Origin of the sequence: Acinetobacter sp. SwsAc6 (assembly GCF_013391565.1) — a bacterium.
Taxonomy (GTDB): domain Bacteria; phylum Pseudomonadota; class Gammaproteobacteria; order Pseudomonadales; family Moraxellaceae; genus Acinetobacter; species Acinetobacter cumulans.
Window position 1 is genome coordinate 96,063 of the sequence record NZ_JACAXE010000004.1, and the last position, 24,094, is coordinate 120,156.

20 protein-coding genes are annotated in these 24,094 nt (G+C 41.0%); 5 read left to right on the plus strand and 15 right to left on the minus strand.

What is annotated here, in order from left to right:
- Positions 1–76: 76 nt before the first annotated feature.
- The 4 genes from HYG93_RS04210 to tatA all read right to left on the minus strand — a co-directional run bounded on the left by HYG93_RS04210 (position 77) and on the right by tatA (position 3,738).
- The gene (locus HYG93_RS04210; protein ID WP_178961886.1) at positions 77–2,104 is read right to left on the minus strand and encodes a PhoX family phosphatase; all 2,028 of its coding nucleotides are present in this window, start codon (positions 2,102–2,104) and stop codon (positions 77–79) included.
- A 198-nt stretch (positions 2,105–2,302) separates the two neighbouring features.
- Positions 2,303–3,073 carry a twin-arginine translocase subunit TatC gene (tatC, locus tag HYG93_RS04215; protein WP_120364954.1) on the minus strand — a complete coding sequence of 257 codons (771 nt, stop codon included), beginning with the start codon at positions 3,071–3,073 and terminating at the stop codon, positions 2,303–2,305.
- Positions 3,070–3,507, minus strand: coding sequence for a Sec-independent protein translocase protein TatB (gene tatB / locus HYG93_RS04220; protein WP_120364955.1), 438 nt, complete (start codon positions 3,505–3,507; stop codon positions 3,070–3,072). The genes tatC and tatB overlap by 4 nt, the downstream gene beginning before the upstream one ends.
- A 12-nt stretch (positions 3,508–3,519) precedes the next feature.
- Positions 3,520–3,738: a Sec-independent protein translocase subunit TatA gene (gene tatA, locus HYG93_RS04225; protein WP_106985136.1), complete on the minus strand. Its 219-nt coding sequence runs from the start codon at positions 3,736–3,738 to the stop codon at positions 3,520–3,522.
- A 181-nt stretch (positions 3,739–3,919) separates the two neighbouring features.
- Here tatA and HYG93_RS04230 point away from each other — a divergent pair, with 181 nt between their 5' ends.
- A complete protein-coding gene (locus HYG93_RS04230; RefSeq protein ID WP_120364966.1) occupies positions 3,920–4,798 on the plus strand; it encodes an AEC family transporter in 879 nt (292 codons plus the stop codon).
- Positions 4,799–4,846: 48 nt separating this feature from the next.
- Here the strand turns inward: HYG93_RS04230 and HYG93_RS19305 are convergent, their stop codons facing one another.
- Together HYG93_RS19305 and rdgB are read right to left on the minus strand one after the other, a co-directional pair.
- Entirely contained in the window at positions 4,847–4,972 is a 126-nt protein-coding gene (locus tag HYG93_RS19305; RefSeq protein ID WP_256733383.1) for a hypothetical protein, read from the minus strand.
- A gap of 266 nt (positions 4,973–5,238) precedes the next feature.
- A complete protein-coding gene (gene rdgB, locus HYG93_RS04235; RefSeq protein ID WP_178961888.1) occupies positions 5,239–5,862 on the minus strand; it encodes an RdgB/HAM1 family non-canonical purine NTP pyrophosphatase in 624 nt (207 codons plus the stop codon).
- Between the two features lie 138 nt (positions 5,863–6,000).
- On the opposite strand from rdgB, the gene HYG93_RS04240 reads away from it, so the two are divergent.
- Positions 6,001–6,459, plus strand: a complete 459-nt coding sequence (locus HYG93_RS04240) for a GNAT family N-acetyltransferase (protein WP_120364957.1) — start codon at positions 6,001–6,003, stop codon at positions 6,457–6,459.
- 75 nt (positions 6,460–6,534) lie between these two features.
- On the opposite strand, the gene HYG93_RS04245 is transcribed toward HYG93_RS04240, so the two are convergent.
- The 9 genes from HYG93_RS04245 to HYG93_RS04285 all read right to left on the minus strand — a co-directional run bounded on the left by HYG93_RS04245 (position 6,535) and on the right by HYG93_RS04285 (position 20,177).
- Positions 6,535–7,125 (minus strand): tetratricopeptide repeat protein, encoded by a 591-nt coding sequence (locus HYG93_RS04245; protein ID WP_106985140.1) that lies wholly within the window; start codon positions 7,123–7,125, stop codon positions 6,535–6,537.
- Positions 7,122–7,715, minus strand: coding sequence for a methionine biosynthesis protein MetW (metW, locus tag HYG93_RS04250; RefSeq protein ID WP_106985141.1), 594 nt, complete (start codon positions 7,713–7,715; stop codon positions 7,122–7,124). Before metW ends, HYG93_RS04245 begins: the two co-directional genes overlap by 4 nt.
- Positions 7,715–8,875, minus strand: coding sequence for a homoserine O-acetyltransferase (locus HYG93_RS04255; RefSeq protein WP_106985142.1), 1,161 nt, complete (start codon positions 8,873–8,875; stop codon positions 7,715–7,717). The genes metW and HYG93_RS04255 overlap by 1 nt, the downstream gene beginning before the upstream one ends.
- Positions 8,876–9,018: 143 nt before the next feature.
- A complete protein-coding gene (gene leuA, locus HYG93_RS04260; RefSeq protein WP_106985143.1) occupies positions 9,019–10,716 on the minus strand; it encodes a 2-isopropylmalate synthase in 1,698 nt (565 codons plus the stop codon).
- Between the two features lie 268 nt (positions 10,717–10,984).
- Positions 10,985–12,088 carry an alpha-hydroxy acid oxidase gene (locus HYG93_RS04265; protein WP_106985144.1) on the minus strand — a complete coding sequence of 368 codons (1,104 nt, stop codon included), beginning with the start codon at positions 12,086–12,088 and terminating at the stop codon, positions 10,985–10,987.
- Entirely contained in the window at positions 12,085–12,768 is a 684-nt protein-coding gene (locus HYG93_RS04270) for a Fe2+-dependent dioxygenase (RefSeq protein ID WP_106985145.1), read from the minus strand. The genes HYG93_RS04265 and HYG93_RS04270 overlap by 4 nt, the downstream gene beginning before the upstream one ends.
- A gap of 93 nt (positions 12,769–12,861) precedes the next feature.
- On the minus strand, positions 12,862–15,123 hold the full coding sequence (locus HYG93_RS04275; RefSeq protein ID WP_178961890.1) for a TonB-dependent siderophore receptor: 2,262 nt from the start codon (positions 15,121–15,123) through the stop codon (positions 12,862–12,864).
- A gap of 299 nt (positions 15,124–15,422) precedes the next feature.
- Positions 15,423–17,720 (minus strand): TonB-dependent siderophore receptor, encoded by a 2,298-nt coding sequence (locus HYG93_RS04280; protein WP_178961892.1) that lies wholly within the window; start codon positions 17,718–17,720, stop codon positions 15,423–15,425.
- Between the two features lie 348 nt (positions 17,721–18,068).
- Positions 18,069–20,177, minus strand: a complete 2,109-nt coding sequence (locus tag HYG93_RS04285; RefSeq protein WP_256733384.1) for a TonB-dependent siderophore receptor — start codon at positions 20,175–20,177, stop codon at positions 18,069–18,071.
- Between the two features lie 372 nt (positions 20,178–20,549).
- Between HYG93_RS04285 and tig the strand changes: the two genes are divergently transcribed.
- From tig to clpX, 3 genes are all read left to right on the plus strand, one after another.
- Complete coding sequence (gene tig, locus HYG93_RS04290; RefSeq protein ID WP_106985149.1) at positions 20,550–21,881, plus strand: trigger factor; 1,332 nt, start codon at positions 20,550–20,552, stop codon at positions 21,879–21,881.
- Positions 21,882–22,074: 193 nt separating this feature from the next.
- Positions 22,075–22,680, plus strand: a complete 606-nt coding sequence (clpP, locus tag HYG93_RS04295; RefSeq protein WP_067666729.1) for an ATP-dependent Clp endopeptidase proteolytic subunit ClpP — start codon at positions 22,075–22,077, stop codon at positions 22,678–22,680.
- A gap of 29 nt (positions 22,681–22,709) precedes the next feature.
- Positions 22,710–24,020: an ATP-dependent protease ATP-binding subunit ClpX gene (gene clpX, locus HYG93_RS04300; RefSeq protein WP_106985150.1), complete on the plus strand. Its 1,311-nt coding sequence runs from the start codon at positions 22,710–22,712 to the stop codon at positions 24,018–24,020.
- Positions 24,021–24,094 lie beyond the last annotated feature (74 nt).

Here is a 24,094-nt window from a genome sequence, read left to right on the forward strand (position 1 = left end):
CCACCCTATAAATATGATCTAAATCAGAACAATAAAAATGCCAGCAATGTGCTGGCATTTTTAATATCGCATGATCTTATTTTGTTGCTGTAGGTTTAGTAGTAGAAGGTAATACATCTGCAGTGATATAGCCTACCGATGCACTGAACTTCTGGTTGTAGCTTTTATCAATGGCTACATTCAATTCATTTTGCATGCTTAAGCTTAAACCTGTACGTACACCCGAAGCATCAACTTTGTAGAAGCGGTTCCATTCATCACCCGGATGTTGGAAGTTGCTCATAATATAGGTCCAACCGTTGATCGAATCTACTGCATGTAAGCCAGTTGATTCTGCACCTGCAGGCGTTGATAGGATACGATCAAGCTTTTGTGATTCTACATTGTACGCCCAAAGATAGTTGTTGATGTGGTTGCCACTATCTTCACCAATAAATAGGGTACGGAGTTGCTCAGAGAACTTAAGATTGTCTGGGCTGGCAATTTTGTCAGGATGTGCAGTGTTGCCCATGCTATCTAGCGCGATGTCTTCACCTGCCAATAGCAACTTAGATTGGTAAGGCACCCATTCACTGTTAATTGGCATGCCAGTGGTCGTCGACTGACCGCCACTCAGATCGTGCGCCAAAATACCGCCTGCTTGAATTTTTGTGAATTTTACATTGTGGGTAGCGCTATAGCTTGCTGTACCTTCAACCATCGAATCCACAATATTGGCCAACGCAGAATATGCCACTTTGTCTTTAATGTTAACTGTGGTGCCTTCCATTTTGGTAAAGGCCATACTTGCACCTTTGAGTGCAGCATAACGATGTGTTTCTAAAAAGGCTGCTGCTTTTTCCATGCCCGGTTTTACTTTTACCCAAAGTTTTTTCTTGGCTAAAATAATCGAGGTAAAGCCACTCAGATCCGCAGGTTTGTTGGTGTCGGTATCAAGATAGCTTTCCATAATGTCGCTTGGTTGAATGTTTTGTACATTCACCATATCTTCAATTTCTTTACTGCTTGCTTTACCCAGTTCAATCCATTTGATTTGACCTGTTGTGGTATTGCTGAGCAAGCTGGTAAATTTTGCGACATATAAAGTTCCTGAATTTAGGTCTTTTTCTTTATCTGCCACAAACATGAACAAACCGCCGTTGGTGTAGTCGTCGCCCATAATCACGGTTTTATTGTCAGGCATAACATGGACAAGCTCATGTGAAATACGGCCCATACAATAGTGTTTAATAATTTTGCCACTGCCGTCTGGATTAACAATGACTTCTGGTAGATGACCATAGTTATAAGGCTTGGCAGCATTTGCATCGCCAAAGAAGTTTTTGCCTAAACCAGTCGGGCTTGGGCCACCAATACCTTGGTTAAAGGCATCGGGTTCATATTCTTCGCTTGATAAATGCGTATTCCAAGGTGAAAGGCTGGCACCACAGGTAATCCATAAACCATGAACAGGTGCTGTGTCTACGTTGAAGTATTTCTTCAGCTCAAGATGCCCAGTTTTTTGGTCTTGGTCTAGGGTTAAAATCGCAATCGGTGAAGGTAAATTGCCGTATTCACTTGTTCCAGCTTGGTTCATGGTGGCATATTCAAATTGCACCACATGAAATACAGGATTGGTCACGCCATCGACTTTGGCATTGTCTAATTTTAACAGTGATGAACCATCTGGGCAGTCAGAGAAAAATTGACGTGCTGCTTGTGTAGGGGATGAAGTATCCATAATCGGTTGGCCTTGGGCATTAAAATAGCCACCAGCCACAATTTCACCGCCGCCCCATTTAGGTACTTTTGAACCCGTTTCAAAGAAGCTCTTATAACCCAGTTGATATTCTGTACTGGTTGTATCATCCCAAGTAATTTTAAGTTTTGAGCTGACCGCTGTTTTGGCCATTTCAGCCACAGTGATAGGTGCTGCCATTGCTGTAAATGTCGCATTTTTAAAATTCACAGGTTTAACAGGTGGCGTAACCGCTGTGCTGTCATCACTGCTATTACAACCTGATAAGGCTGCTGCTGTGCTCATTGCGCCTAAAGGCAAAAAAGGAATCCCTGCAAACCATTTTAATAAATCACGGCGGCTTGGCTGTTGAGTATTGGCTGTCATAGTACGTCCGTAAGCGATGTTTTTTTAAATAAAAGTCGGTCTATAAATCGCTTATGATTGTAGGAAGGGGAAATGACAGTTTTTTGACCGAATGAAGACAGTTTAAAGATAAAACGAAAAGATAAAAAAATGCGCCCTTTCTACAAAGGACGCATTCAGCCAAGGTCAATTGAATATTGAAGTGTGTATGCACATGGACTATGTGTCTGTGCTTTGCGGTTTTTCGAGAAATTTACCCAGTAAGAGTCCTAGCTCAAAAAGCATCCACATCGGCACGGCCAGCATCACCATGGAGAGTGCATCGGGTGGTGTGGCAAACATCGCCACAAAGAAACATCCCACCACAATAAAGCGTCGTTTTTCCACTAAACTTTGGGTGCTGACCACGCCAATTAAAATCAAGACCAAAGTAATAATGGGAATTTCAAAGGTGAGCCCAAACACTAAAAATAGCTTTAAACAGAAGCTTAAATAGCTATTAATGTCGGTCATGGGCGCGACGGATTCGGGTGAAACACTAATAAAAAAATGCAAAATTGCGGGTAGGGTAATGAAGTAGGCAAACGCAATACCCACATAAAATAAAGCAATACTGCCAATTAATAAGGGCATAGCCAAATGTCGTTCTTTTTCATATAAGGCTGGGCGTACAAAAGCCCATAGTTGATAAATAATAAAGGGCATGGCCAGCATGAGTGCCACAAATAAATTTAACTTAAATGGTGCCATAAATGTTGCGGTCACATCGGTTGCAATCATGGTGGATGATGCAGGAAGTTGTTGGCGCAAAGGCTCAGACATCAGTTGATAAGTGAAATTACGAAAGGGCAATAAACAAAAAAATAGCAATAAAGTAACGGCCACTATTTTAAAGAGATATTTACGCAGAATAATTAAATGCTGCATGACTGGCATTTGATCCAGCTGTTCGTGTTCAGTTTTCACTGAGGGCGCGGGCAGTTCATTCATACAGCAATCTTCAATTCAATGGCAGAGGTTTGAGTCTCGAGCATGTGCACCAAAGCCTTAAAATGCTGTTGTAGATGCAGGCGTGCATAAGGACTCGGAATTTGTGTGTTGAGTGGATAAAAAGGCGTAGATGGTATGGGTGAGTTGATCTGTTGAGCTGATGCTACGGTTCCAGTCTGACGCAATGCATCAATTTGTTGTTGCATGCGTTTTTCGAGTTCAGTCATGCGTTCGATTTCTTTTTGCACTTCGGCGCGAAACTCAGACAGTTTTAATTCTTGATCAATCTCATTTTGCACACTGCTAATAAAGCGCTTTATTTTGCCATACCATTTGGCGGCAAAACGCGCGCCTTCTGGGAGCTTTTCTGGGCCTAAAACCAAAAGCGCAATAATGGCAAAGCACAGCAGCTCAGTAAATCCAATATTGAGCATGATGTGTTTCTCTTAGCTTTTTACAGAACTTTCAGGGGTTTTGACTTGGGCATCGATGGTACGTGGTTCTTGTAGTTTAGCTTGCTCAGCTTCATCATCGCGTACGGATTTTTTGAAGTCTTTGACTGCGCCACCGACGTCTTTCCCTAGGTTTTTAAGCTTAGATGTACCAAATAATAAAATCACCACGATTGCAAATATCAGTACATGCCAAATTGATAATCCAGCCATTTTGTCTTCCTCGTTTATTTTTAAACATTGCAACAGTTCTGCATGACAAGGATGTGACAGTTGGGTTTCAGTTCAAAGAAACAGCTTAACTGCCATTGAGCAACATGGGGTTGGTAAGGGGAGGACCAAGAGGATTTGTGCTAGCATAGCGACTCTTGATATCTTTTAGATGACTCAATCTATGGTGCTTATACTGCCACTACTCTCATTTTTAGTGGGATATTGGGGCGTAAGCCGACTGCAAAGTATTCGCGCATTGTTGGCGGCATCGCTGGCCAAATTACTCATTCCAGCGCTCATTGTGTACAACATGGTGTTTTATAAGCCGGGCAGTTTGTGGCTGATTGGCTTAAGCTTTGTCAGTTCAGTATTGTTCTTTGCTATTTTTTATGCCGTTCAACAAGATAAATTGCGTGCGCTGTGTTTTAGTTATTTAAATGGCGCATGGTTAGGCTTTCCTTTTGCTTTAGCTGTATTTGGACCAAATGCCAGCAGTACCATCGTTGCACTTTATATCGGTGGCTCACTGTTTGGTAATATTTGCGCCGTCATGGCGGTGAGTACAGGCAAACAAGACTTTCGATTTATATGCAAAAATGTGCTTCTTTCACCTCCAGTGATCGCGTTAAGTAGTGCTGCAATATTGTCAATGTGGGATTTGAGCGCATACGAGCAACACCCGATTGTGCAGTGGGCATATCAACTCAACAAAATATTAGTGACCTTTGCAGGCATGTGTGTACTGGGTATGTGGCTGAGTAAAGTTCGCATTGGTTGGCATGATTTACAGCAGAGCCTGATGGTCATGCTGGCACGTATGGTGTTGGCTGTACTGATTTGTATCGGGGCCTATGTTCTTTTGCCGATTCCACATCAGCTGTTTATTTATGCTGTTATTTTTATGTTTTTCTGCTTGCCTCCCGCAGCCAATATTGTGGCTTTAGAAACGCATTATCAGGGGACGGGGCATTCCGCAAAATATATTGCATCGGGCACGATCGTCAGCGCCGTAGTGATTTCAATCTACGGCTTTTTACTGCATTGCTTTATGCAATTTTAATGGCTTAGCACAAGTAAAAATGACTGCTGCGATCGTCACTCAGTGCATTCAATCAAAGTTGAGTTCTTTGCGGAGCTTCCAATCACGGAATAGGGCATAACACATGGCGATACCAATAATGCCTGGAAAGCCAATTCTGCCTTGCAATAGATTGACCAGAAGTATGAGGATCATGACAATCACCAAAACCCGATAGGTGGTGCGAAAGCCAGAGCTTAAAGGATAAGTCAGATTCTCATTGCATGTGGGGCAACTGATTTTTTGGAAACCTAAAAATGATCTAGAGGGTGTTTCATTAAATGGATGCTGACAATACGGGCAAGTACCATGGATCGGATGCAGGGCCATATAGTTCTCTTTTTATGATTGATTATTATTGAAGTAGTTAAATTTAAAAGGTTAGGAGATAACCTTTAACGATAGACTATCTCCTAGTGTATTTATTTCAAGCTGTTTTTAAACAGTTTCATCGCTTGACCGCGGTGACTGATTTTATTTTTTTCTTCTTTACTCAGCTCAGCACTCGCAACATTTAATTCAGGTAGCCAAAATAACGGGTCATAGCCAAAGCCATTTTCGCCTTGGGCTTGTTCTAAAATCTCACCTGTCCAAATGCCTTGGAAAATTTGCGGCAATGGATCTTCTGCATGTTGTACCAAAGCCAATACACAAACAAACATGCCTTCAATGGTTTCATCATTTTTACGCAATGGTTTTAAATCAGCCAAAAGTTTTGCATTGTTGGCTGCATCATTACCATGCTCACCTGCATAACGTGCCGAGTAAATACCCGGTGCACCACCAAGTACAGGTACGCAAATTCCCGAGTCATCTGCAATCGCAGGCTTACCTGAAATACGCGATGCATGACGGGCTTTAATAATGGCATTTTCCACAAAACTTAAACCATCTTCAATTGCATCTTCAATATTCAGTTTGCCTTGGGCAACCACTTCGACTGGGAGATTAAGCTCTGCAAACATTTTTTCAAATTCTGCAATTTTACCTTTGTTATTGCTTGCAAGAACCAGTGTGCCTTGAGATAGCCAATCGGTAGCAGACATTGTATTGTGCTCATATTGAAAAAAAATAATCGCTTATTTTAGCGTATTTACGATGTTTTCAGGTATTGAATCTGCATGATGAGTTAGAGGTGTGCATTCAGACACTCAGTTAACAGGTGAATAAAAAGAGCAATAACAATGAATACAGAAAAAAATTTAAAAAATATTCGTGCCGCTGTGCAGGAGGATGCAACAAAAATTGCAATGCTCATCGCACCTTATATTCCGCAGTTTGCACTTGATGAACAAGGCGCACAAAAACTTGAAAAGCCTGCGATTGAGGCACTACTTCAAGATGGTGCTGTACATTATTATGTTTATGAGCAAGCTCAGCACATTTGCGCTGTAATTGCGTTTAAAACCTCAGGCCATTTGATCCACTTTTTTACAGCTCAGTCTTTTCTTCGGCAGGGCATAGGTCGGCAACTGTGGCAGTACGCAGAAGCTTCTATGTTGGCACTCGGCAATCAACATATCAGTGTCAATTCTAGCTGTGGCGCACAGGCCGTGTATGAAGCATTTGGCTTTTATGCAGTCTCATCGGTTATTGAAGCTAGTGGCTTACGGTTTATTCAAATGCGTAAAGATCTCTCTTAATACATCGAATAGATTCTAGATATCTCCAACATAAAAAAAGCGCCCGAAGGCGCTTTTTGTAGTTCAAGAGCGTGATTACTGCGCTTGAATCCATTTGTCTGCACGGTCACGTGCTTGACGAATTTGTTCTGGTGAAAGGTTGGCTGCCAAAGCAGTTTTTTTACCTTCAGACAATGAAATGACTTTATTGTCCAGCATGCCATCACGTGTAGAAAGCTCATACCACTGGTAGGCACCAATGTAGTTTTTCTTTTGCTCTTCCATAACGGCTAAATTAAAGCTGGCGCGGTTATCACCACGGCTGGCTGCTTTTTCAAAGTATTGGCGTGCAAGAACTTCATCTTTTTTGGTGCCAATACCATCAGCAAGCATACGGCCTACATTCAGCTGTGCTGCTGAAATCCCTTGATCTGCTGCAGCCTTATACCAAGCAAAGGCTTGGCGCTCATCTTTTGCAACGTCTTTGCCATTTTGGTATTTCGTTGCTAAGTAAAATTGTGCACCGGCTTGGCCTGCTTTAGCCGCTTTACTTAAGCTATGAATATCCATAACAGAATACTGCGCAGCTTGCATCGCAACAGAAGGGGCTGGAGCAACATAGTCTGCATGGGCTTGAAAACTAAAAAGTCCAACCAGTAGCGTCGTGCTTAGTAATAATTTTTTCATAGAGCGCTCACTCGATATATTGCGACTTCACCAAACAGATTAGGGAGGTGTTTACTGAGTAAACTGTCTTGTTGATCCCCATTTACGGCAAGTCGGTTAATAATCCGAATATTATTTTCTGCACACAGTGCTTCAAAATCTCGGAAAGTACATAAATGAATATTAGGCGTGTTATACCACATATATGGTAAAGCCTCTGAAACAGGCATCTTTCCTTTTAAGGCAAGGAATGAACGTGTCTTCCAATGCGCAAAGTTAGGAAATGTAATAATGGCTTGTTTCCCCACACGCACCATGTCACGTAATAAAACATCTGGTGCATCTACAGCCTGCAAAGCCTGTGCCATAACCACATAGTCAAATGATTGGTCGGCAAAGCGACTTAAACCTAAATTTAAGTCCTGCTGGATGATATTTAACCCGCGACTGATGGCAATTGCAATCTTTTCTTGATCAATTTCGAGGCCGTATGCACGAATATTGTGTTTTTTACTCATGTGAGCGAGCAGTTCGCCATCGCCACAACCCAAATCAAGCACACGAGAACCTGGATTAATCCACTTTTCTGCCAATTGTTGATCGATACGCATTACACGGCCTCCACAGTGGTTGCTTTGAGGTGCTGTTCACCACCTAAGAAGGCACGTAAAGATTTTACGTACAATGGAATTGGGAACAAGAAAGAGTCGTGACCCTGTTCTGCATCAATGTCTAAGTAACTGACATGCTTATTATTTGTGATTAAAGCATCCACAATTTCTTGTGAACGTGAAGGTGAGAAACGCCAGTCAGTGGTAAATGAAACCACCAAGAATTTACACTTCGGATTGGCCATGGCTTTCACTAAAGACTGTTCGTATTCACGTGAAGGATCAAAGTAATCCAAAGCCTTGGTCATAATTAAATAAGTATTGGCATCAAAGTTACGGCTAAATTGCTCACCTTGATAACGTAAATAGCTTTCCACTTGGAATTCGACATCAAAACCATACATAAATTTGCCAGACTTTAAGTCGCGGCCAAATTTTTGCTTCATGGCTTCTTCTGAAAGATAGGTAATATGACCCACCATACGCGCCAAAATCAGGCCACGTTTTGGATAGCTGTCGTTTTCTAAATAGCGACCATTATGAAAATCTGGATCGGATAAAATAGACTGACGTGCCACTTCGTTAAAGGCAATGTTTTGTGCAGACAATTTTGGTGCGCTGGCAATAATCACACATTTGCGTAAACGGTCTGGGAAATCGACAGACCATTGTAGTGCTTGCATACCACCCAAAGATCCACCCACAACAGCATCCCAAGTATCGATGCCTAAACGGTCAGAGAGCATAGCTTGGGTTTTGACCCAGTCACGGACTGTGACCAATGGAAAGTCTGGTCCGTATGGACGATTGTCATTTTCAGGATTGGGTGAAGTTGGGCCTGTTGAGCCATTACAACCACCAATATTATTTAAAGAAACGACAAAAAATTTAGACGTATCAATTGCCTTGCCCGGGCCAATACATGAATCCCACCATCCGGCTTTTTTATCATCTGCATGATGATAACCTGCTGCATGATGATGCCCTGACAGTGCATGACAAATCAAAATCGCATTGGATTTATCTGCGTTCAGCTCGCCATAGGTTTCAACCATGATTTCAAAACGAGGAAGAATTCGACCGCATTCGAGCTCTAGAGGCTCTTCAAATGAGAACTTTTGTGGGGTAACTAAACCCACTGAGTCAGCTGGAAAGGACACTGGAAATGTTCGCCTTAAACCTTGAGGATCAATAATTAAAAGGATACCACTTGGGGGTATCCTTTTAAAATTGTTTTATGTGATAAAGAGCTATAGGCTACATTTTGATGTGAAATCCTTATGTAGCCTATCCGTGATTGGACTTAAGCAGTCGCTGCAATCACCTGATCTAAGCTCAATACGCCTTGATCAATTAAGCGGTTGGTGCTGGCAATAATTGCTTCGATTGATGCAGTTACGATGTTGTCGTGTACACCTGCACCAAAGGCAGCTTTACCCGAACCTTTCACTTGAAGCTCAATTAATGCCAATGCTTTTGCATGTGCGCCAGAGCTAATACTGCGTTCTTCATAGTTTAAGACATCAATTGGTAACTGCAATGCATTCAAGATTGCAGAAATAGGGCCGTTGCCTTCACCGCGCAATTGTTGTGTTTCACCATTTACTTCAATATCTAGCTCAATCACTTGCTTACCGTTGTTGTCATGTAAGCGGTAGTTTTGCGCCACATAATGGGCATCTGCTGTTGCGACATAGGTATCTTTAAACAATGACCAAATTGCTTGTGCTGAAATCTCAGTACCATCTTCATCAGTTTTTTGTTGTACTACTTGCGAGAATTCAATTTGTAAACGACGTGGCAACACCACGTTGTAGTTAGACTCTAACAAGTAAGCGATACCGCCTTTACCAGACTGTGAGTTCACACGGATAACTGCATCATAGTCACGACCCAAGTCTTTTGGATCGATAGGTAAGTATGGCATGTCCCAAATTTCTTCGTTCTTTTGGAACTCGAAACCTTTTTTGATTGCATCTTGGTGTGAGCCAGAGAATGCAGTAAATACCAAGTCGCCTGCATACGGATGGCGTGGGTGTACAGGCAAGCCTGTGCATTCTTCAACGGTTGCAATCACTTCATTGATATTTGAGAAATCTAAGTTTGGTGCAACGCCTTGGGTGTACATGTTCAATGCAATTGCCGCCACATCGACGTTACCTGTACGTTCGCCATTGCCAAATACACAGCCTTCTACACGGTCTGCACCCGCCATAATGGCAAGTTCAGAGGCAGCAATACCACAGCCACGGTCGTTATGGCAGTGTACAGAAATGATCACACCATCACGGCGCTGAATATTGCGGTGCATCCATTCGACTTGGTCTGCATAGACGTTTGGACCTGACACTTCGACTGTTGCAGGTAAGTTCAAAATGACTTTATTGTCTGGAGATGCTTCCCAAATTTCAGTCACAGCATCGCAGACATCTTTCGCAACTTCTAATTCAGTTGCAGTAAAACACTCTGGGCTGTATTGGAATACAAATTCAGTTTCAGGTTGTTTTGCTGCGTATTCTTTAACTTTGGTTGCTGCATTAATCGCTAATTGTTTTGCACCTTCAACATCTACATTTAAGACTTTATTACGGAAAGTCGGAGAGTTTGAGTTGTAGATATGCACAATTGCACGTTTTGCACCTTGTAAAGATTCGAAAGTACGTTGGATTAAATGATCACGTGCTTGAACCAAAACTTCGATATAAACATCATCAGGAATATGGTTTTCTTCAATCAATTTACGCGTGAAATCGAAATCGATTTGAGATGCAGATGGGAAGCCAATTTCAATATGTTTGAAACCAATTTTCACCAACATTTGGAACATTTTAAATTTTTGTTCCATGTTCATTGGTTCAAAAATCGCTTGGTTACCGTCACGCAGGTCGGTGCTCATCCAAATTGGCGCTTTCGTAATTTCGTTATTCGGCCATTGACGGTCTGGTAAGTCTACACGTTGATACATGCGACGATATTTTTTACTTGGATCAGCCAACATCATGAGGTAACTCCTTGTCGTAGCCACTATATGTTAGGGCGTAGATAACATTAGGTACTACTAATATAGATTGTGTCTATGGTATCAATTTACAAGTATGAAGTCGGAAGATTTAGCCAAAAGTATCAAAATTTCATGTGAAGTTACGTTGACTTAGATTTACCGCAGATCATGCAAATTTATAAATAAATATTAATCCACTTATTCCGAAAATATTTTCCTATTTTTGCAATGAGCAGGGATTTATAGAGAAAAATTCTCTATAAAATGGCTATTTTTGAAAAATATAATCTTGGTTAATCTCATCTATGCGGGCTGTTCCCATTAAAGCCATGGTAATTTCAAATTCTTCTTTCAGAATTTTCAGCACATGTGCCACACCTAATGCGCCTGCAGTGGCTAAGCCATAAATCACAGGACGACCGACCAACACCGCTGAGGCGCCAAGGGCAATCGCTTTAAAGACGTCAGAACCACGGCGAATTCCACCATCATAAAGCAATGGAAAATCAGCTGGCACCACCTGTTTAATGAGTTTGAGCGCGGTGAGTGGTGTAATACTGGTATCTAAAACACGGCCACCATGATTCGACACAATTAATCCTTGTACACCATGTTGTATTGCAAGTTGGGCATCCATTGGATTGAGTACACCCTTTAACACAACGGGGAGGTGGGTCTGTTGAACCAACCAAGCAATGTCTTGCCAAGTCGGCGCAATTTTCATGAGCCCTTGAAATACAGGGTGATCACCTTCTTGTAATTCTGGCAGTGGAATGTGCGCAGGGGTATGCGGGTGTTGCATACCTTCAGGTAAATGGAAAAATACCCGACGCTCGCGGTCACGGATGCCTGTATGGGGGGAGTCCACTGTCACTACAATGGCACTGTAATTGTGCGCTTCAGCCATTTTGACTAAATCTAAGGATTTGCTGCGTTCACCTTGCCAGTACAGTTGAAACCATTTGCGCGGATTGTCTGCATTCAGTTCACGCATGTCGGTATTAGTAAAGGTGCTCAATACCATATTGCTTCCCAAAACTTCTGCAGCCAGTGCAGTGGCAGCTTCCGCTTCGGGATGAAATTGCTGTTGGTGCCCAATCGGTGCGACAAAGATGGGATGCGGATAACGTTGCCCGAAGATTTCACATTCGGTATGGCCGTGGGTGAGGTCTTGTAGCAGGCGAGGCATCAGTTGAATGTGGTCAAACGCTGAAAGATTCGAGCGCACACTGACTTCATCCATGGCACCGCCTTGGAGATATTGCCAAACCATGTCGAATAAATGCAGTTGTGCTTGGCGCTCATAGTCTGCAACAGTCTGTAAGTAGGGAGGAATTTGGGTCAGTGGTGGCAAAATTGATGCTTGGCTCATAGTTCGGCCCATTGACGAATCAGGTTATGATAATGGCTGGTTAATTGTACGGTTTCTTCGCAGTCGCCCAGCTTTTGACGCAATTGAATAATGGTCATGTCTAAATTAAACAACATGGCCCGTTGCCAGTCATCCTTCACCATACTTTGCAGCCATGTAAAAGCAGCAATACGCGCACCTTGAGTGACTGGCTCGACACGGTGTAGGCTGGTTGCTGGATACACAATAGCATCGCCAGCATCGAGTTTGACTTCATGTGCGCCGTATGTGTCTTCAATGATCAATTCACCGCCCTCATATTCATCGGGTTCAGAGAGAAAGACGGTCATAGAAACATCGGTACGCACAGATTTATTTTTTTCGGCATAAAAATGCACAGCATTGTCGACATGGTTGCCATAATGCCCCGAATTTTCATAGCGATTGAACATTGGAGGCAAAATGTCTTTGGGTAGTGCAAATGATTGCACCAGTAGGCTACTTTGAATGTGCTGTTGAACAAAGGTACTCAGTTCTTGATATAGCTCGCTACTGGTATTGATTTGTAAGTTGTCTTTGATGAGCTGTGCTTGTCCGCCTGCTGTTTTTTTGCCAGATACCCATTGGTTGTCTTCTGCCATAGCTTGGCGAATAGATTGGACTTGCACTTTAGAAAGCACATTGGGAACATGAAGCAACATGGCAAGCACCTAGCAGTTAAATTTTTCGGTTAAGGATAAGCATAAATAAAAAAAGCCCCAATTCAAGATTAAGGCTTTTAATTTTATGGAAAATTAGAATTTAAAATTAAATGTAAGACGATAATTACGTTCAGCACCTGCCGTATAACGTAGGCCACCACGGTTGATACTTGCAATATAATCTTCATCAAGTAAGTTGTTAATATTTAACTGAACACCAATATTAGGTGTTGCTTGATAGCTGACCATTGAATCCAGAACCCAATAATCTGGAATTACAGCAGGGCCAACGGTATTACCATCTTTACTTTTTTTCATTTCGCCATTGTAACGTGCACCACTACCAATGCTCCATTTATCCATTGTATAGGTGGTCCACAGCGTGAAAGCATCTGACGGGGTAAATGGAATGTTATTGGAACCATCGGCAGAAGTCAGGCTGCCAGAGCTGACATGTGCGACATTATCAATTTCAGTTTTTTGATGTGTATAGCCCGCAATAATCTTCCAATAATCATTGATGTTACCAATCGCACCTAACTCAATACCTTTAACTGATTTTTTACCGGTTTGGTAATAGCCACCATTATCATCTTTTTCAATTTCTTTGGTGACTTCAGTTTGGAATAGCGCACCTGTGAGTAATAAGCGGTTGTCAAAGAACTCCCATTTGCTTCCCACTTCAATGGTTTCAATCTGTTGTGGATCAAAATCAAGATTATTATTGCTACTTGCAGAGGTTGATGGTGCAAAAATGTTGGCATTACCAATACCATCACCGCCTGTAATAGTGCCTGGTTGTTGCTGTTGCACAGCATAGTTGGCGTACAGACTACCATTTTCGGTTGGCTTAAACAGCGCACCTGCTTTCCAGTTAAATAGATTGCCATCATCACTGAAACTAGCAGAAGAAGAGTAACCTTGCATTTTGTAATGGTCTAGGCGGATACCAGCGTTGACCGAAAATTTTGGTGACAGTTGTACTGTGTCAAAAGCAAAAATAGAGGATGTATCCATTCGGCCTTTGGTATCCGCGGCTTTATTGCGCGTTAAGGTTGAATGTACCGTTCCAGAGGGATTATACAGTGAGCTCGTACCCGTAATTGCGCCTGTCCAACCAAAGGTTTTCATATCTTCACGGGTAAATTCAACACCTGTACTTAAGGTATGCTGAAGTGTTCCTGTATTGAATTCTGTGACTAAGCTAGTTTGGTTCGTCATGATTTTATTTTCAGTATCACTGTTGTTGGTGCTGCCTGAAACTTGAATAGACGAACCGTCAGTAGGATCTGATGGATTTGTAGTGGTATAAGCGTTGCCAGAGAATGACGTTAAATATTGATGTTTGGTTTGGCCCCAACGTGTGGTATTGGTTAACTTGGTTTTATCGGATAGATCATATTCGATACGTGCAGTGACCATATCGGCACTGACATCGTCAAAATCTTCAGGAGCACCGTAATAATTTGACGTATTAACTTTGTGGTTATTTAAATACTTAGCCAAGCTTTTGATGCTGGCATTAGTGCTGTTATTTGCATTAAAACCGTTTAGGCCAACAGTAGGAATACCACCATCTAATTTATTATCTTGCTCTGTATGAAGATAGTCTAAAAATACGCGTAAATCTGTGCCTAAACCAAAGCCTAATGAAGATGCCAGTGCCCATTTTTTATTTTCTACACCGTCACGACCAATTCCGTCGGCATTTTCGCCCATCATATTGACACGAAGTGCAGTTGTTTCATTGATTTTTTTATTTAAATCGGCTGTTGCGCGCGTGTATTTATCGGAGCCGAAACCTAATGTTGCACTATTTGAGTCTTCGAGTTTGGCATGTTTAGTCGAGAGGTTAATGGAACCTGATGCCGCTGTACGGCCATTATCCGTCCCCGCAGGGCCTTTAAAGACTTCAATTTGCTCGTAGTTGAACATGTCGCGTGTGACGTTGCCCAAATCACGTACGCCATCAATAAAAATACTGTTTGCTGTGTCAAAGCCACGCATGGTTACGGCATCGCCTGTATTCATACGGCCATTTTCACCCAATGAAAATGTTCCTACGCCAGGTACATTACGTAAAGCTTCGGTCAAGGTTTTGGCATTTTGTTCTTTAAGTACCGCTTGGGGGATGACAGCAACCGTCTGTGTGGTATTGAGTAAGGGTTGAGTAAATTTGGCAGAGCTGACTTTTTCTTTTTTATAATTATTTTCTGCTGCAGCTTTAACATTAATGGTTGGAAGCTGTACTGAATTTGATTCAGCTGTTGCAACTTGAGCCGCCAGTGGCAAGGCTGTGGCTAACGCGACCATTGAAACTGTATTTTTGTGTTTTCGGCTTTTAATCTGTGCCATTTCTAAGTCCTGATTTTATAAGGAAAGCGACATTGATACTTCGTGATGACATATATGATGAAGATACAATGGAGGGATTGTTATGGCCTGTAACAATTGCTGTGAATTGTATTGATAATGATAATAGTTATCAATATTAATTTGTGCGTAATGTGAGGGAATTCTTGCTTAAGAATAGCGAGTTAATTAGAAAAAACCATAAAGTTTGGTTTTTAGGCGCGAATCTTATGGCGCAAAGACAACAACGCCCCTGTGAAAAGGGGCGTTGTTGAATACATTGAGATGGATTGATATTGAACTTAGTATTTGAAGTTCACAGAAAGTACAGCACTACGGCCTTCAGCTTCTGTTGCATAGTGAGATGCGTATGCTTTAGTGAAATAACGTTTGTCAGAAAGGTTGTTTACGTTTAACTGCAAATCAACATTTTTATTGACGTTATAACGTGCCATTGCATCGTAGCGTACATAACCTGGAACAAATTTCGTATTTGCAGCATCGCCATAAACTTTATCCATTGCTACTGCACCAGCGCCGAGGGTAAATGATGGGGTAAATGCATATGTTGTCCAAAGAGTTGCGGAGTTTTTTGCAACGTTTTGAACTTGATTGCCTTCATTGCTGTCTTTTGGACCATCATCAACAATTGTACTTTCTAAATATGTATAGCCTGCAGAAACTGCCCATTTGTTAGTGATATTACCATTAACGCCAAGCTCAAGACCGTCTACACGTGTTTCACCAATATTACGAGTGTAGCCATCCGTATCTGTTGCACGGGTATTTGTTTTTTCAGTACGGAAAATAGTAGCAGTTAAATTCAATTTTTCATTGAACAGATCCCATTTCGTACCGATTTCCATTGTGTGGACATCTTCAGGTTTGAGATTGTTGTTTGCAATTGCTTGTTCTTCAGTTGGACCACGGCCACCTGGGGTACTTAAGCCTTCAGAACCATCACCTGCATCTACACCAATTGGATTAGATGAAGTTGCAAAACTTGCATAGATCGAACCATTTTCTACTGGCTTAAATGTCACGCCAGCTTGATAGTTGAAAAAGTCGTTATCTGATGAATAACTTTTATTGGTTGCGTAATTATTTAGATTTGTTTCAAATTTATCCCAGCGGATGCCTAAATCCAAAATCCATTGTGGATTAATTTTGATACTATCTAATGCATAGACAGAAGTATTTTTGGTCGTAACATTCGAAGTTTTTGGATTTGCAGTGATGCTACCTAGCCATGGATCATTCGAGTTTGGATTGTTAAGAGAAGTACACCAGTAGTTAGAGTCTGCACCAATACCCATGCCAGAATTTGCACATGCACCAAGCGTACCACCTGGTTTAACGTTCCATTGAGATGTACCGCTATTAGGATTAGATCCGTTAGCAGTAGTATCGTTTAATGTATATCCACCACGGTCAGAATCTTGTTTGCTGTATTCAACACCTGTATTAAAAGAATGAACCAGTGAGCCAGTATTCAACTTACCAGTTAAAGACAGCTGATCTGTAAATGTGTTGGTATCAGTAATTTTTGAGTTTGAGCGACGCCATACTTCACCTTGAGCAACGTTGCCCTGTGAGTCATCTGGCTGTGTCCATACATAATTATTTTTTGAATTCGAGTACTGAGCGACATTGCTGATGGTTAAATTATCAGTTAAATCGTGTTCAAGTTTAAGTGTGCCAATTTGGTTTTCTTGTTTTTGGAAATCGCGATTTTTCCAACCATAATAAATACCTTGCGGAACATCTACAGGTTTACCTGCAGTTACTAATTTAGATGTGTTATATTGATATGGGACACCTGAATCAGGGGTATCATCAGATTTTAAATAATAGTAGCTTACAGTGGCACGAGTCGGGGTATCCAAACCAAAAGTAATACTTGGCGCAATACCCACACGTGCATATTCAGCACCATCATCACCTTGGCCTGCTTTATTATTATGATGGCCCATGAGAGCTACGCGTGTTGCAATACCATTACCAAAGTCTTTGTTGCCATCTAAGGTAATACGTTGGTAATTATCTGTACCTGCGCCAACAGAACCTTCTAAAGAGTCACCTTTTTTAGCCACTTTAGAAATCATGTTGATGCTACCGCCAGTTGTACCTGCGCCACCCATTGCAGATGCAGAACCTTTGGTTACTTCAACTTGCTCAACAGCAAACATTTCACGGCTTTGTGATGTAGCACTACGAACACCATCGACATACATTGAGCTTTCAGAATTGAAGCCACGGATAAATGGACGGTCACCATTCGGGTTGCCACCTTCACCTGCACCTAGGGTAATACCAGGAACATTACGTAAAGCATCACTTAACGTTGTAACTTGAGTATCTTCAATCAATTGCTTAGAAATTACCGATACTGATTTTGGTGTATCGAGTAGTGGTGCAACATATTTTGTGTTCGCTGATTTATCTACTTTTAAGCTTTGTTTTTGCTCAGCTTGAACATCTTGATGAATGGTTTCAAGTGTAGTGACTTGTTCTTGTGCAACAGCATTCATTGCAATAACAGAGAGAGACGAAGCAATTGCAGAAGAAACAATTTTCTTACGTGTTTTAATGAAAGCCATTTCAACCCTGAAAATATAGTTGTGAATTAGTTTGCGAATAATAATAATTCTTATTTGTTTTTACTTGTCTTTGCTATTGTTTTTGACAATAGATTAGTAATATATAATCTATATATAAGATGAAATAGTGTAACAATATGTAAACAATCCACTGATTTTAATAGATATTGATTATTTAGATTAAAAAACAAACTATTTATTGAAATTAATTATGAATGATTTCCAGTACTATCTTCATACAAAAGAAGAAGTCCGGAAAGTATTGAACAATATAAGATTTGAGATGTGGTGTGGAAAAAGGATGCTCAACCTAAAATGAGCATCCTTTTGTGTGCTTAGTACAAATTTTTAAAAACGATATGTACCTTTTACAGAGAATGAACGGCCTGGTGCGACTGTTGAGAAAACCCCAACGTGAGATGCATCATAAATACGTTCATTAGTAATATTGTTAACATTCAATTGCAAACCAAATTCAGGCATAAGTTGATAACTCGCAAAGGCATCTAAACGTAAGTGATCGGGTAGGTAGTAGTCGTTACTATCATCAACGAAGCGTTTACCCATGTAGGTTGCACCGCCACCGACAGTGAATTTGTCCATCACTTGGTAAGTGGTCCACAAATTTGCATTGTGTTTAGCAATGAATTTTAACTGGTTGCCATTAGATGGGTTAGTTACATAGTTAGGTGCAGCACTTGTTCCTGCATTCACATAACCACCATCTAATAGCTCACTATCTAAATAGCTATAACCTGCGGAAATATCCCAACGCGGTGTAAGTTTGCCTGTTGCACTCAATTCAATACCACGAACACGGTTTTCACCATCAATGGTGACGATGCCCTGTGGGTCTGTTGATCGTGCATTGGTTTTACGCGTTTCAAATAGCGCAGCGTTTAAGCCTAAACGTTGATTAAACAGCTCCCATTTTGTACCAATTTCAATACTGCGACTTTTTTCAGGATCAATATTGTCTGCTAAACGGTTACCACTTGAGACACCATCTGCACCGCCAGCTTGACCTAAGTTATCACCACTTGGATTCAGTGATGTTGCATAGTTCGCATATAAACGACCATTTGGTGTAATTTTGAAAATTGAACCAACTTGATAGCTCACTAAATTGTCTGAAACAGTATCTTTAAAGTTAGTCGATTCATAATCATCAAAACGGATACCAAGATTTAAGTCCAATTTATCATTGAGACCAATAGTATCTGTGACGTAAACACCTAAGTTTTTAATTTCACCAGCTTTTGCATGGTCACCATAAGCAATGTTGAAATTAGGATGTGCTGGATTGGTTGGATTATAGAAATCAGTCACCTCACGACCTGCACCAGTGACGGTCATGGTCTTATTGCCAATACGCTCTTTGCTGTAATCCACTCCTGTGACCAAATTATGTTTAATCGCCCCAGTATTGAATTCGCCTTGTAAATTGATTTGTGCACTATTGACATGACTGGTAAGGTAAGACGTACGATCATTACGCTCATACGTTAAACCATTGGATTCAGTTTCACATGCTGTACCACTGCTGGCTGCACAGCCAAAACTTAAACGCGTAAAGAAATAATCTTGGATCGTTTCTAAATCACGAGCAACAAAATTGAGTTTAAATTTTTCATTGAAATCATGTTGGAGACTTAAGTCGAAACTTTCAGATGTATAGTTTCTAAAGTCGATGTCTGGTCGGCCAAAGTTAGTTTCAAATGGCATCGTTTCAATTGGGGTCTTACGATCTGGATTTTTAGCATTGCTAAATGGTAAACCCATATCTGGGGTATCGTTAAACTCTAAACGACTGTAGCCAGCGGTGACGCGTGTAGGGGTATTCAAGCCAAATGTAATGGTGGGTGCAATGCCCCAACGGTCAACATCGACGCCATTACGGCGTGCGACTTCGCCTTGATCGAGCATGGCATTCAAACGAACTGCAATATGATCACTTAACACCACATTATTGTCAGTGGTAAAGCGATATTTGGTTTGGCCTTTACCTGAATTTTGATATTCCGACGTCACTTCAGATTCAGTACGATCTTTAGGTTTTTTAGTAATGAGGTTAATGGTGCCGCCTGTCGAACCACGACCTGAATACACAGAACCTGGCCCTTTAGTCACCTCGACAGCTTCGAGATTAAAAGCCTCGTGTGAACCACGGGCAAAATCACGCATACCATCAATTAAAATGTCAGTACTCGCCTCATAGCCACGAATAAATGGACGGTCGCCCATAGGCGTACCACCTTCGCCAGCACCTAAAGTGACACCAGGGGTTGTGCGTAGAATATCTTGTAAAGACGTTGCGCCACGTTCATCAATCTCTTTTTTAGAAATAATATTGATCGTACGTGCAGTGTCTAATAAAGGCGTCGTTATTTTGGTATTACTGGATTCTTTAATGTAATAGCTATCTTGTTGCTCAGTAACAACAGTGATCTTATCCATCTGTTGCACATTTTTATCATCACTAGCAAAAGCTAGGGGGGATGAAATGCTAATAAGTGAAGCGGCTGCTAAGTGAGCGTGCCTTTTATGGTTTTTAATATGTCCCATGGTAAAAATCCGCTAAATAAAATAAAAAAAACAATCAGTTAAGGAGTTGCACGCTAATAATAATGAGAAAGTTTATCATTTGCAATAATAAATTAAAAAATAACCAATTTAAAATGTAATTTCTAGATTCTATGTAAACTGAAAGTTCATCCTTCATGCTGATATGTATGGTGTTATAATCCGCTTTTGTATATCTTGAAATGTTGTCATATAATGTGGCACTTTTTTAAAAACTGTTTTTACTAACAAAATATCGAGGAAGCCATGCAAGTAACTTCTGAAGCGGTTTCGGGCGTTGCCCGTCGTTTAAATGTATCTGTACCGACGAGCCGTATTAACGAGCAATTTGAAGCTCGCTTGAAACGCACTGCCAAAACTGTGAAGATCAACGGCTTCCGTCAAGGTAAAGTGCCTGTAAACGTTGTTCGTCGTGAATATGGCGCGGGCATTTACCAAGAAGTAGTGAACGACATTATTCGTGACACTGTGTTTGAAGCAATTCAACAAGAAAAAATCAACGCTGTTGGCATGCCGAACATCGAAAAGTCTGAACTTAAAGATGATGCTTTAGTTTATGAAGCAACTGTAGAAGTTTACCCAGAAGTTGAAGTTAAATTTGACGGTTTAGCTGTTGAACGTAAAGCAACTGAAGTAAATGACAAAGACGTTGAGAAGATGATTGAAAATCTTCAAAAACAACGTGCAGCTTGGGCTGAAACAAAAGGCATGGCTAAAAAAGACATGCAAGTAACTTTTGATTTCGAAGGTTCAGTTGATGGCGAAAAATTTGAAGGTGGTTCTGCAGAAGACTTTAAACTTGTTTTAGGTTCTGGTCGCATGATTCCTGGCTTCGAAGACGGCATCGTTGGTATGAAGAAAGGCGAAGAAAAAGTTATCGATGTAACTTTCCCTGCTGACTACCAAGCCGAAAACCTTGCTGGTAAAGCTGCTCAATTCAAAATCACTGTTAAACTTGTTGAAAAACAAAAGCTTCCAGAAATTGATGCTGAATTCCTTAAAATCTTCGGTCTAACTGAAGAAGAAGGCGTTGAAAAACTTAAAGCTGACGTTCGTAAAAACATGGAACGTGAAGTGAAAAACGGTCTTCGCAACCAAGTGAAAGGCGCAACTTTTGATGCCCTTGTAGCTGCGAACGAAGTTGAGCTTCCAGAAGCAATGTTGACTCAAGAAATTGATCGTCAACGTCAACAAATGATCCAACAATTCACTCAACAGTTTGGTGCTCAAGGTGCGAAAGCATTTGACTCAAGCATGCTTCCAGATGAATTGTTCAAAGAACAAGCTGAAAAAGCAGTTAAACTTGGCGTATTGGTAAGCAAAGTTTTAGCTGAAGCTAAAATCGAAGTTGATGCTGCACGTGTAGATGCATACATCGAAGACATGGCTTCTTCTTACGAAGATCCTAAAGAAGTGATTGAATACTTCAACAACGACAAGCAACAGCGCGCTCAAATCGAAGCTGTTATTCTTGAAGATCAAGTTGTAGATCACATCTTAGCGTCTGCTAAAGTAACAGATACAAAAGTAAGCTATGAAGACTTATTGAAAGAGCAACAAGCTCGTCAACAAGGCTAATTCTTAGCTAAATAAAAAAAGGCGCTTAGAGCGCCTTTTTTTATCGCCAAATCGCAATGGAATATGTCCTAAATTCACAATGCTTATGCAAAAAATATCTGTTATTTAATTGGGAAACTTTTGCATTTTCGAAAAATATCCCTCATATTGTGAATATGGGTCAACTCAGAAAAATTCAGGAATAAATAAACGTATGTATGTTCCAACAATTGAAAACGCACTTGTGCCAATGGTGGTTGAACAGTCATCACGCGGCGAACGTTCTTTCGATATTTACTCGCGCCTTTTGCGCGAACGCGTCATCTTTTTAACAGGTGAAGTGGAAGATAACATGGCGAACTTAATCGTTGCGCAAATGTTGTTTTTAGAAGCTGAAAACCCAGATAAAGATATCCATTTGTATATCAACTCACCGGGCGGTTCAGTGACTGCTGGTATGGCGATTTACGACACAATGCAGTTTATTAAACCAGACGTGGTGACTTACTGTATGGGTCAAGCGGCATCGATGGGTGCGTTCTTACTGAATGCTGGTGCCAAAGGTAAGCGCTATTGCCTTGAAAATGCACGTGTGATGATTCACCAACCACTTGGTGGTTTCCGTGGTCAAGCATCTGATATTGAGATTCATGCGCGTGAAATTCTGTTTATTAAAGAACGTTTGAATCGTTTAATGGCTGAACACAGTGGCCAAGACTACGAGCGTTTAGCAAAAGATACTGACCGTGATAACTTTATGACTGCACAGCAGGCAAAAGAATATGGTCTTGTGGACGAAGTTTTATCTAAACGTCCATAAAATTTAAAGATTTTTATATTGGAGTGAATATGTCCGAACATCCTCAAGGACAAAAGCATTGTTCATTTTGCGGTAAAACGCAGTCTGAAGTTGGGAAACTGATTGCAGGCGAGGACGCATATATCTGTAATGAATGTGTGGACGTATGCTTAGACTTAGTACAAACCAGTCAACAAGTTGATTCGAGTGATTGGGCTTCTAAGCCATTACCAAAACCGCATGAGATCCGTGCTGCCTTAGACCAATATGTGATTGGTCAAGATGTTGCGAAAAAGACGTTGTCTGTAGCGGTATATAACCATTACAAACGTTTGAAAGTTTCGACCAGCGGTAAAAAGCCTGAAGATGGTGTTGAGCTTTCAAAAAGTAACATCATGCTCGTTGGTCCAACAGGTTCTGGTAAGACTTTACTTGCTCAAACGCTTGCACGTTTGTTAGATGTTCCATTTGCAATGGCAGATGCAACAACACTAACTGAAGCAGGCTATGTGGGTGAAGATGTAGAGAATATTGTTCAAAAGCTTTTGCAAAAAGCGGACTACGATGTAGAAAAAGCCCAAAAAGGCATTATCTATATTGATGAAATTGACAAAATTACTCGTAAATCAGAAAACCCTTCGATTACACGTGACGTGTCTGGTGAAGGTGTACAGCAAGCCTTGCTGAAAATGATTGAAGGTACGGTTGCGTCAATTCCACCTCAAGGTGGTCGCAAGCATCCACAGCAAGAATTTATTCAAATTGATACTTCGAATATTCTCTTCATTTGTGGTGGTGCATTCTCTGGTTTAGAGAAAATTGTGCAACAGCGCCAAGAAAAAGGCGGTATTGGTTTTACCGCTGAAGTGCGTAAGAAAGACGAATCTAAAAAGCTTTCTGACTTGTTCCGTCAAGTTGAAGCAACTGACTTGGTTAAATTTGGTTTAATTCCTGAATTTATCGGTCGTTTGCCAGTGATTGCAACTTTAGATGAGTTGGACGAAGAAGCATTGATGCAAATTTTGACAGAACCTAAAAATGCGTTAACACGTCAGTATCAATATTTATTTGATATGGAAAATGTTGATTTAGTATTTGAAGATTCTGCATTACGCGCTGTGGCTAAAAAAGCATTAGACCGTAATACGGGTGCGCGTGGTTTGCGTTCTATTTTAGAAAACTCACTGCTTGAAACCATGTATGACTTACCAAGTCGCACAGACGTTGGCACGGTTGTGGTCAATGAAGCTGTAATTAATGGTGAAGAGAAACCTGAGTTTAAAGCTGAGCGTCAGCCAAAAACTCAAGAAGAAGTCGCACCAAAAGCAGATTTGAAAGTCATTGATTCAAAATCTGCTTAATCAACAGTTGGCCGAACAGGCTTGAAATTTAAAGCCTGCTATTCGTCAGAAACGTGTGGAAAACGCTGTTTTTC

Coding starts and splice junctions, on each gene's coding strand:
- HYG93_RS04210 (WP_178961886.1), bottom strand. CDS start 2,104: ATGACAGCCAATACTCAACAGCCAAGCCGCCGTGATTTATTAAAATGG.
- tatC (WP_120364954.1), bottom strand. CDS start 3,073: ATGAATGAACTGCCCGCGCCCTCAGTGAAAACTGAACACGAACAGCTG.
- tatB (WP_120364955.1), bottom strand. CDS start 3,507: ATGCTCAATATTGGATTTACTGAGCTGCTGTGCTTTGCCATTATTGCG.
- tatA (WP_106985136.1), bottom strand. CDS start 3,738: ATGGCTGGATTATCAATTTGGCATGTACTGATATTTGCAATCGTGGTG.
- HYG93_RS04230 (WP_120364966.1), top strand. CDS start 3,920: ATGGTGCTTATACTGCCACTACTCTCATTTTTAGTGGGATATTGGGGC.
- HYG93_RS19305 (WP_256733383.1), bottom strand. CDS start 4,972: ATGATCCTCATACTTCTGGTCAATCTATTGCAAGGCAGAATTGGCTTT.
- rdgB (WP_178961888.1), bottom strand. CDS start 5,862: ATGTCTGCTACCGATTGGCTATCTCAAGGCACACTGGTTCTTGCAAGC.
- HYG93_RS04240 (WP_120364957.1), top strand. CDS start 6,001: ATGAATACAGAAAAAAATTTAAAAAATATTCGTGCCGCTGTGCAGGAG.
- HYG93_RS04245 (WP_106985140.1), bottom strand. CDS start 7,125: ATGAAAAAATTATTACTAAGCACGACGCTACTGGTTGGACTTTTTAGT.
- metW (WP_106985141.1), bottom strand. CDS start 7,715: ATGCGTATCGATCAACAATTGGCAGAAAAGTGGATTAATCCAGGTTCT.
- leuA (WP_106985143.1), bottom strand. CDS start 10,716: ATGATGTTGGCTGATCCAAGTAAAAAATATCGTCGCATGTATCAACGT.
- HYG93_RS04265 (WP_106985144.1), bottom strand. CDS start 12,088: ATGAGCCAAGCATCAATTTTGCCACCACTGACCCAAATTCCTCCCTAC.
- HYG93_RS04270 (WP_106985145.1), bottom strand. CDS start 12,768: ATGTTGCTTCATGTTCCCAATGTGCTTTCTAAAGTGCAAGTCCAATCT.
- HYG93_RS04275 (WP_178961890.1), bottom strand. CDS start 15,123: ATGGCACAGATTAAAAGCCGAAAACACAAAAATACAGTTTCAATGGTC.
- HYG93_RS04280 (WP_178961892.1), bottom strand. CDS start 17,720: ATGGCTTTCATTAAAACACGTAAGAAAATTGTTTCTTCTGCAATTGCT.
- HYG93_RS04285 (WP_256733384.1), bottom strand. CDS start 20,177: ATGGATAAGATCACTGTTGTTACTGAGCAACAAGATAGCTATTACATT.
- tig (WP_106985149.1), top strand. CDS start 20,550: ATGCAAGTAACTTCTGAAGCGGTTTCGGGCGTTGCCCGTCGTTTAAAT.
- clpP (WP_067666729.1), top strand. CDS start 22,075: ATGTATGTTCCAACAATTGAAAACGCACTTGTGCCAATGGTGGTTGAA.
- clpX (WP_106985150.1), top strand. CDS start 22,710: ATGTCCGAACATCCTCAAGGACAAAAGCATTGTTCATTTTGCGGTAAA.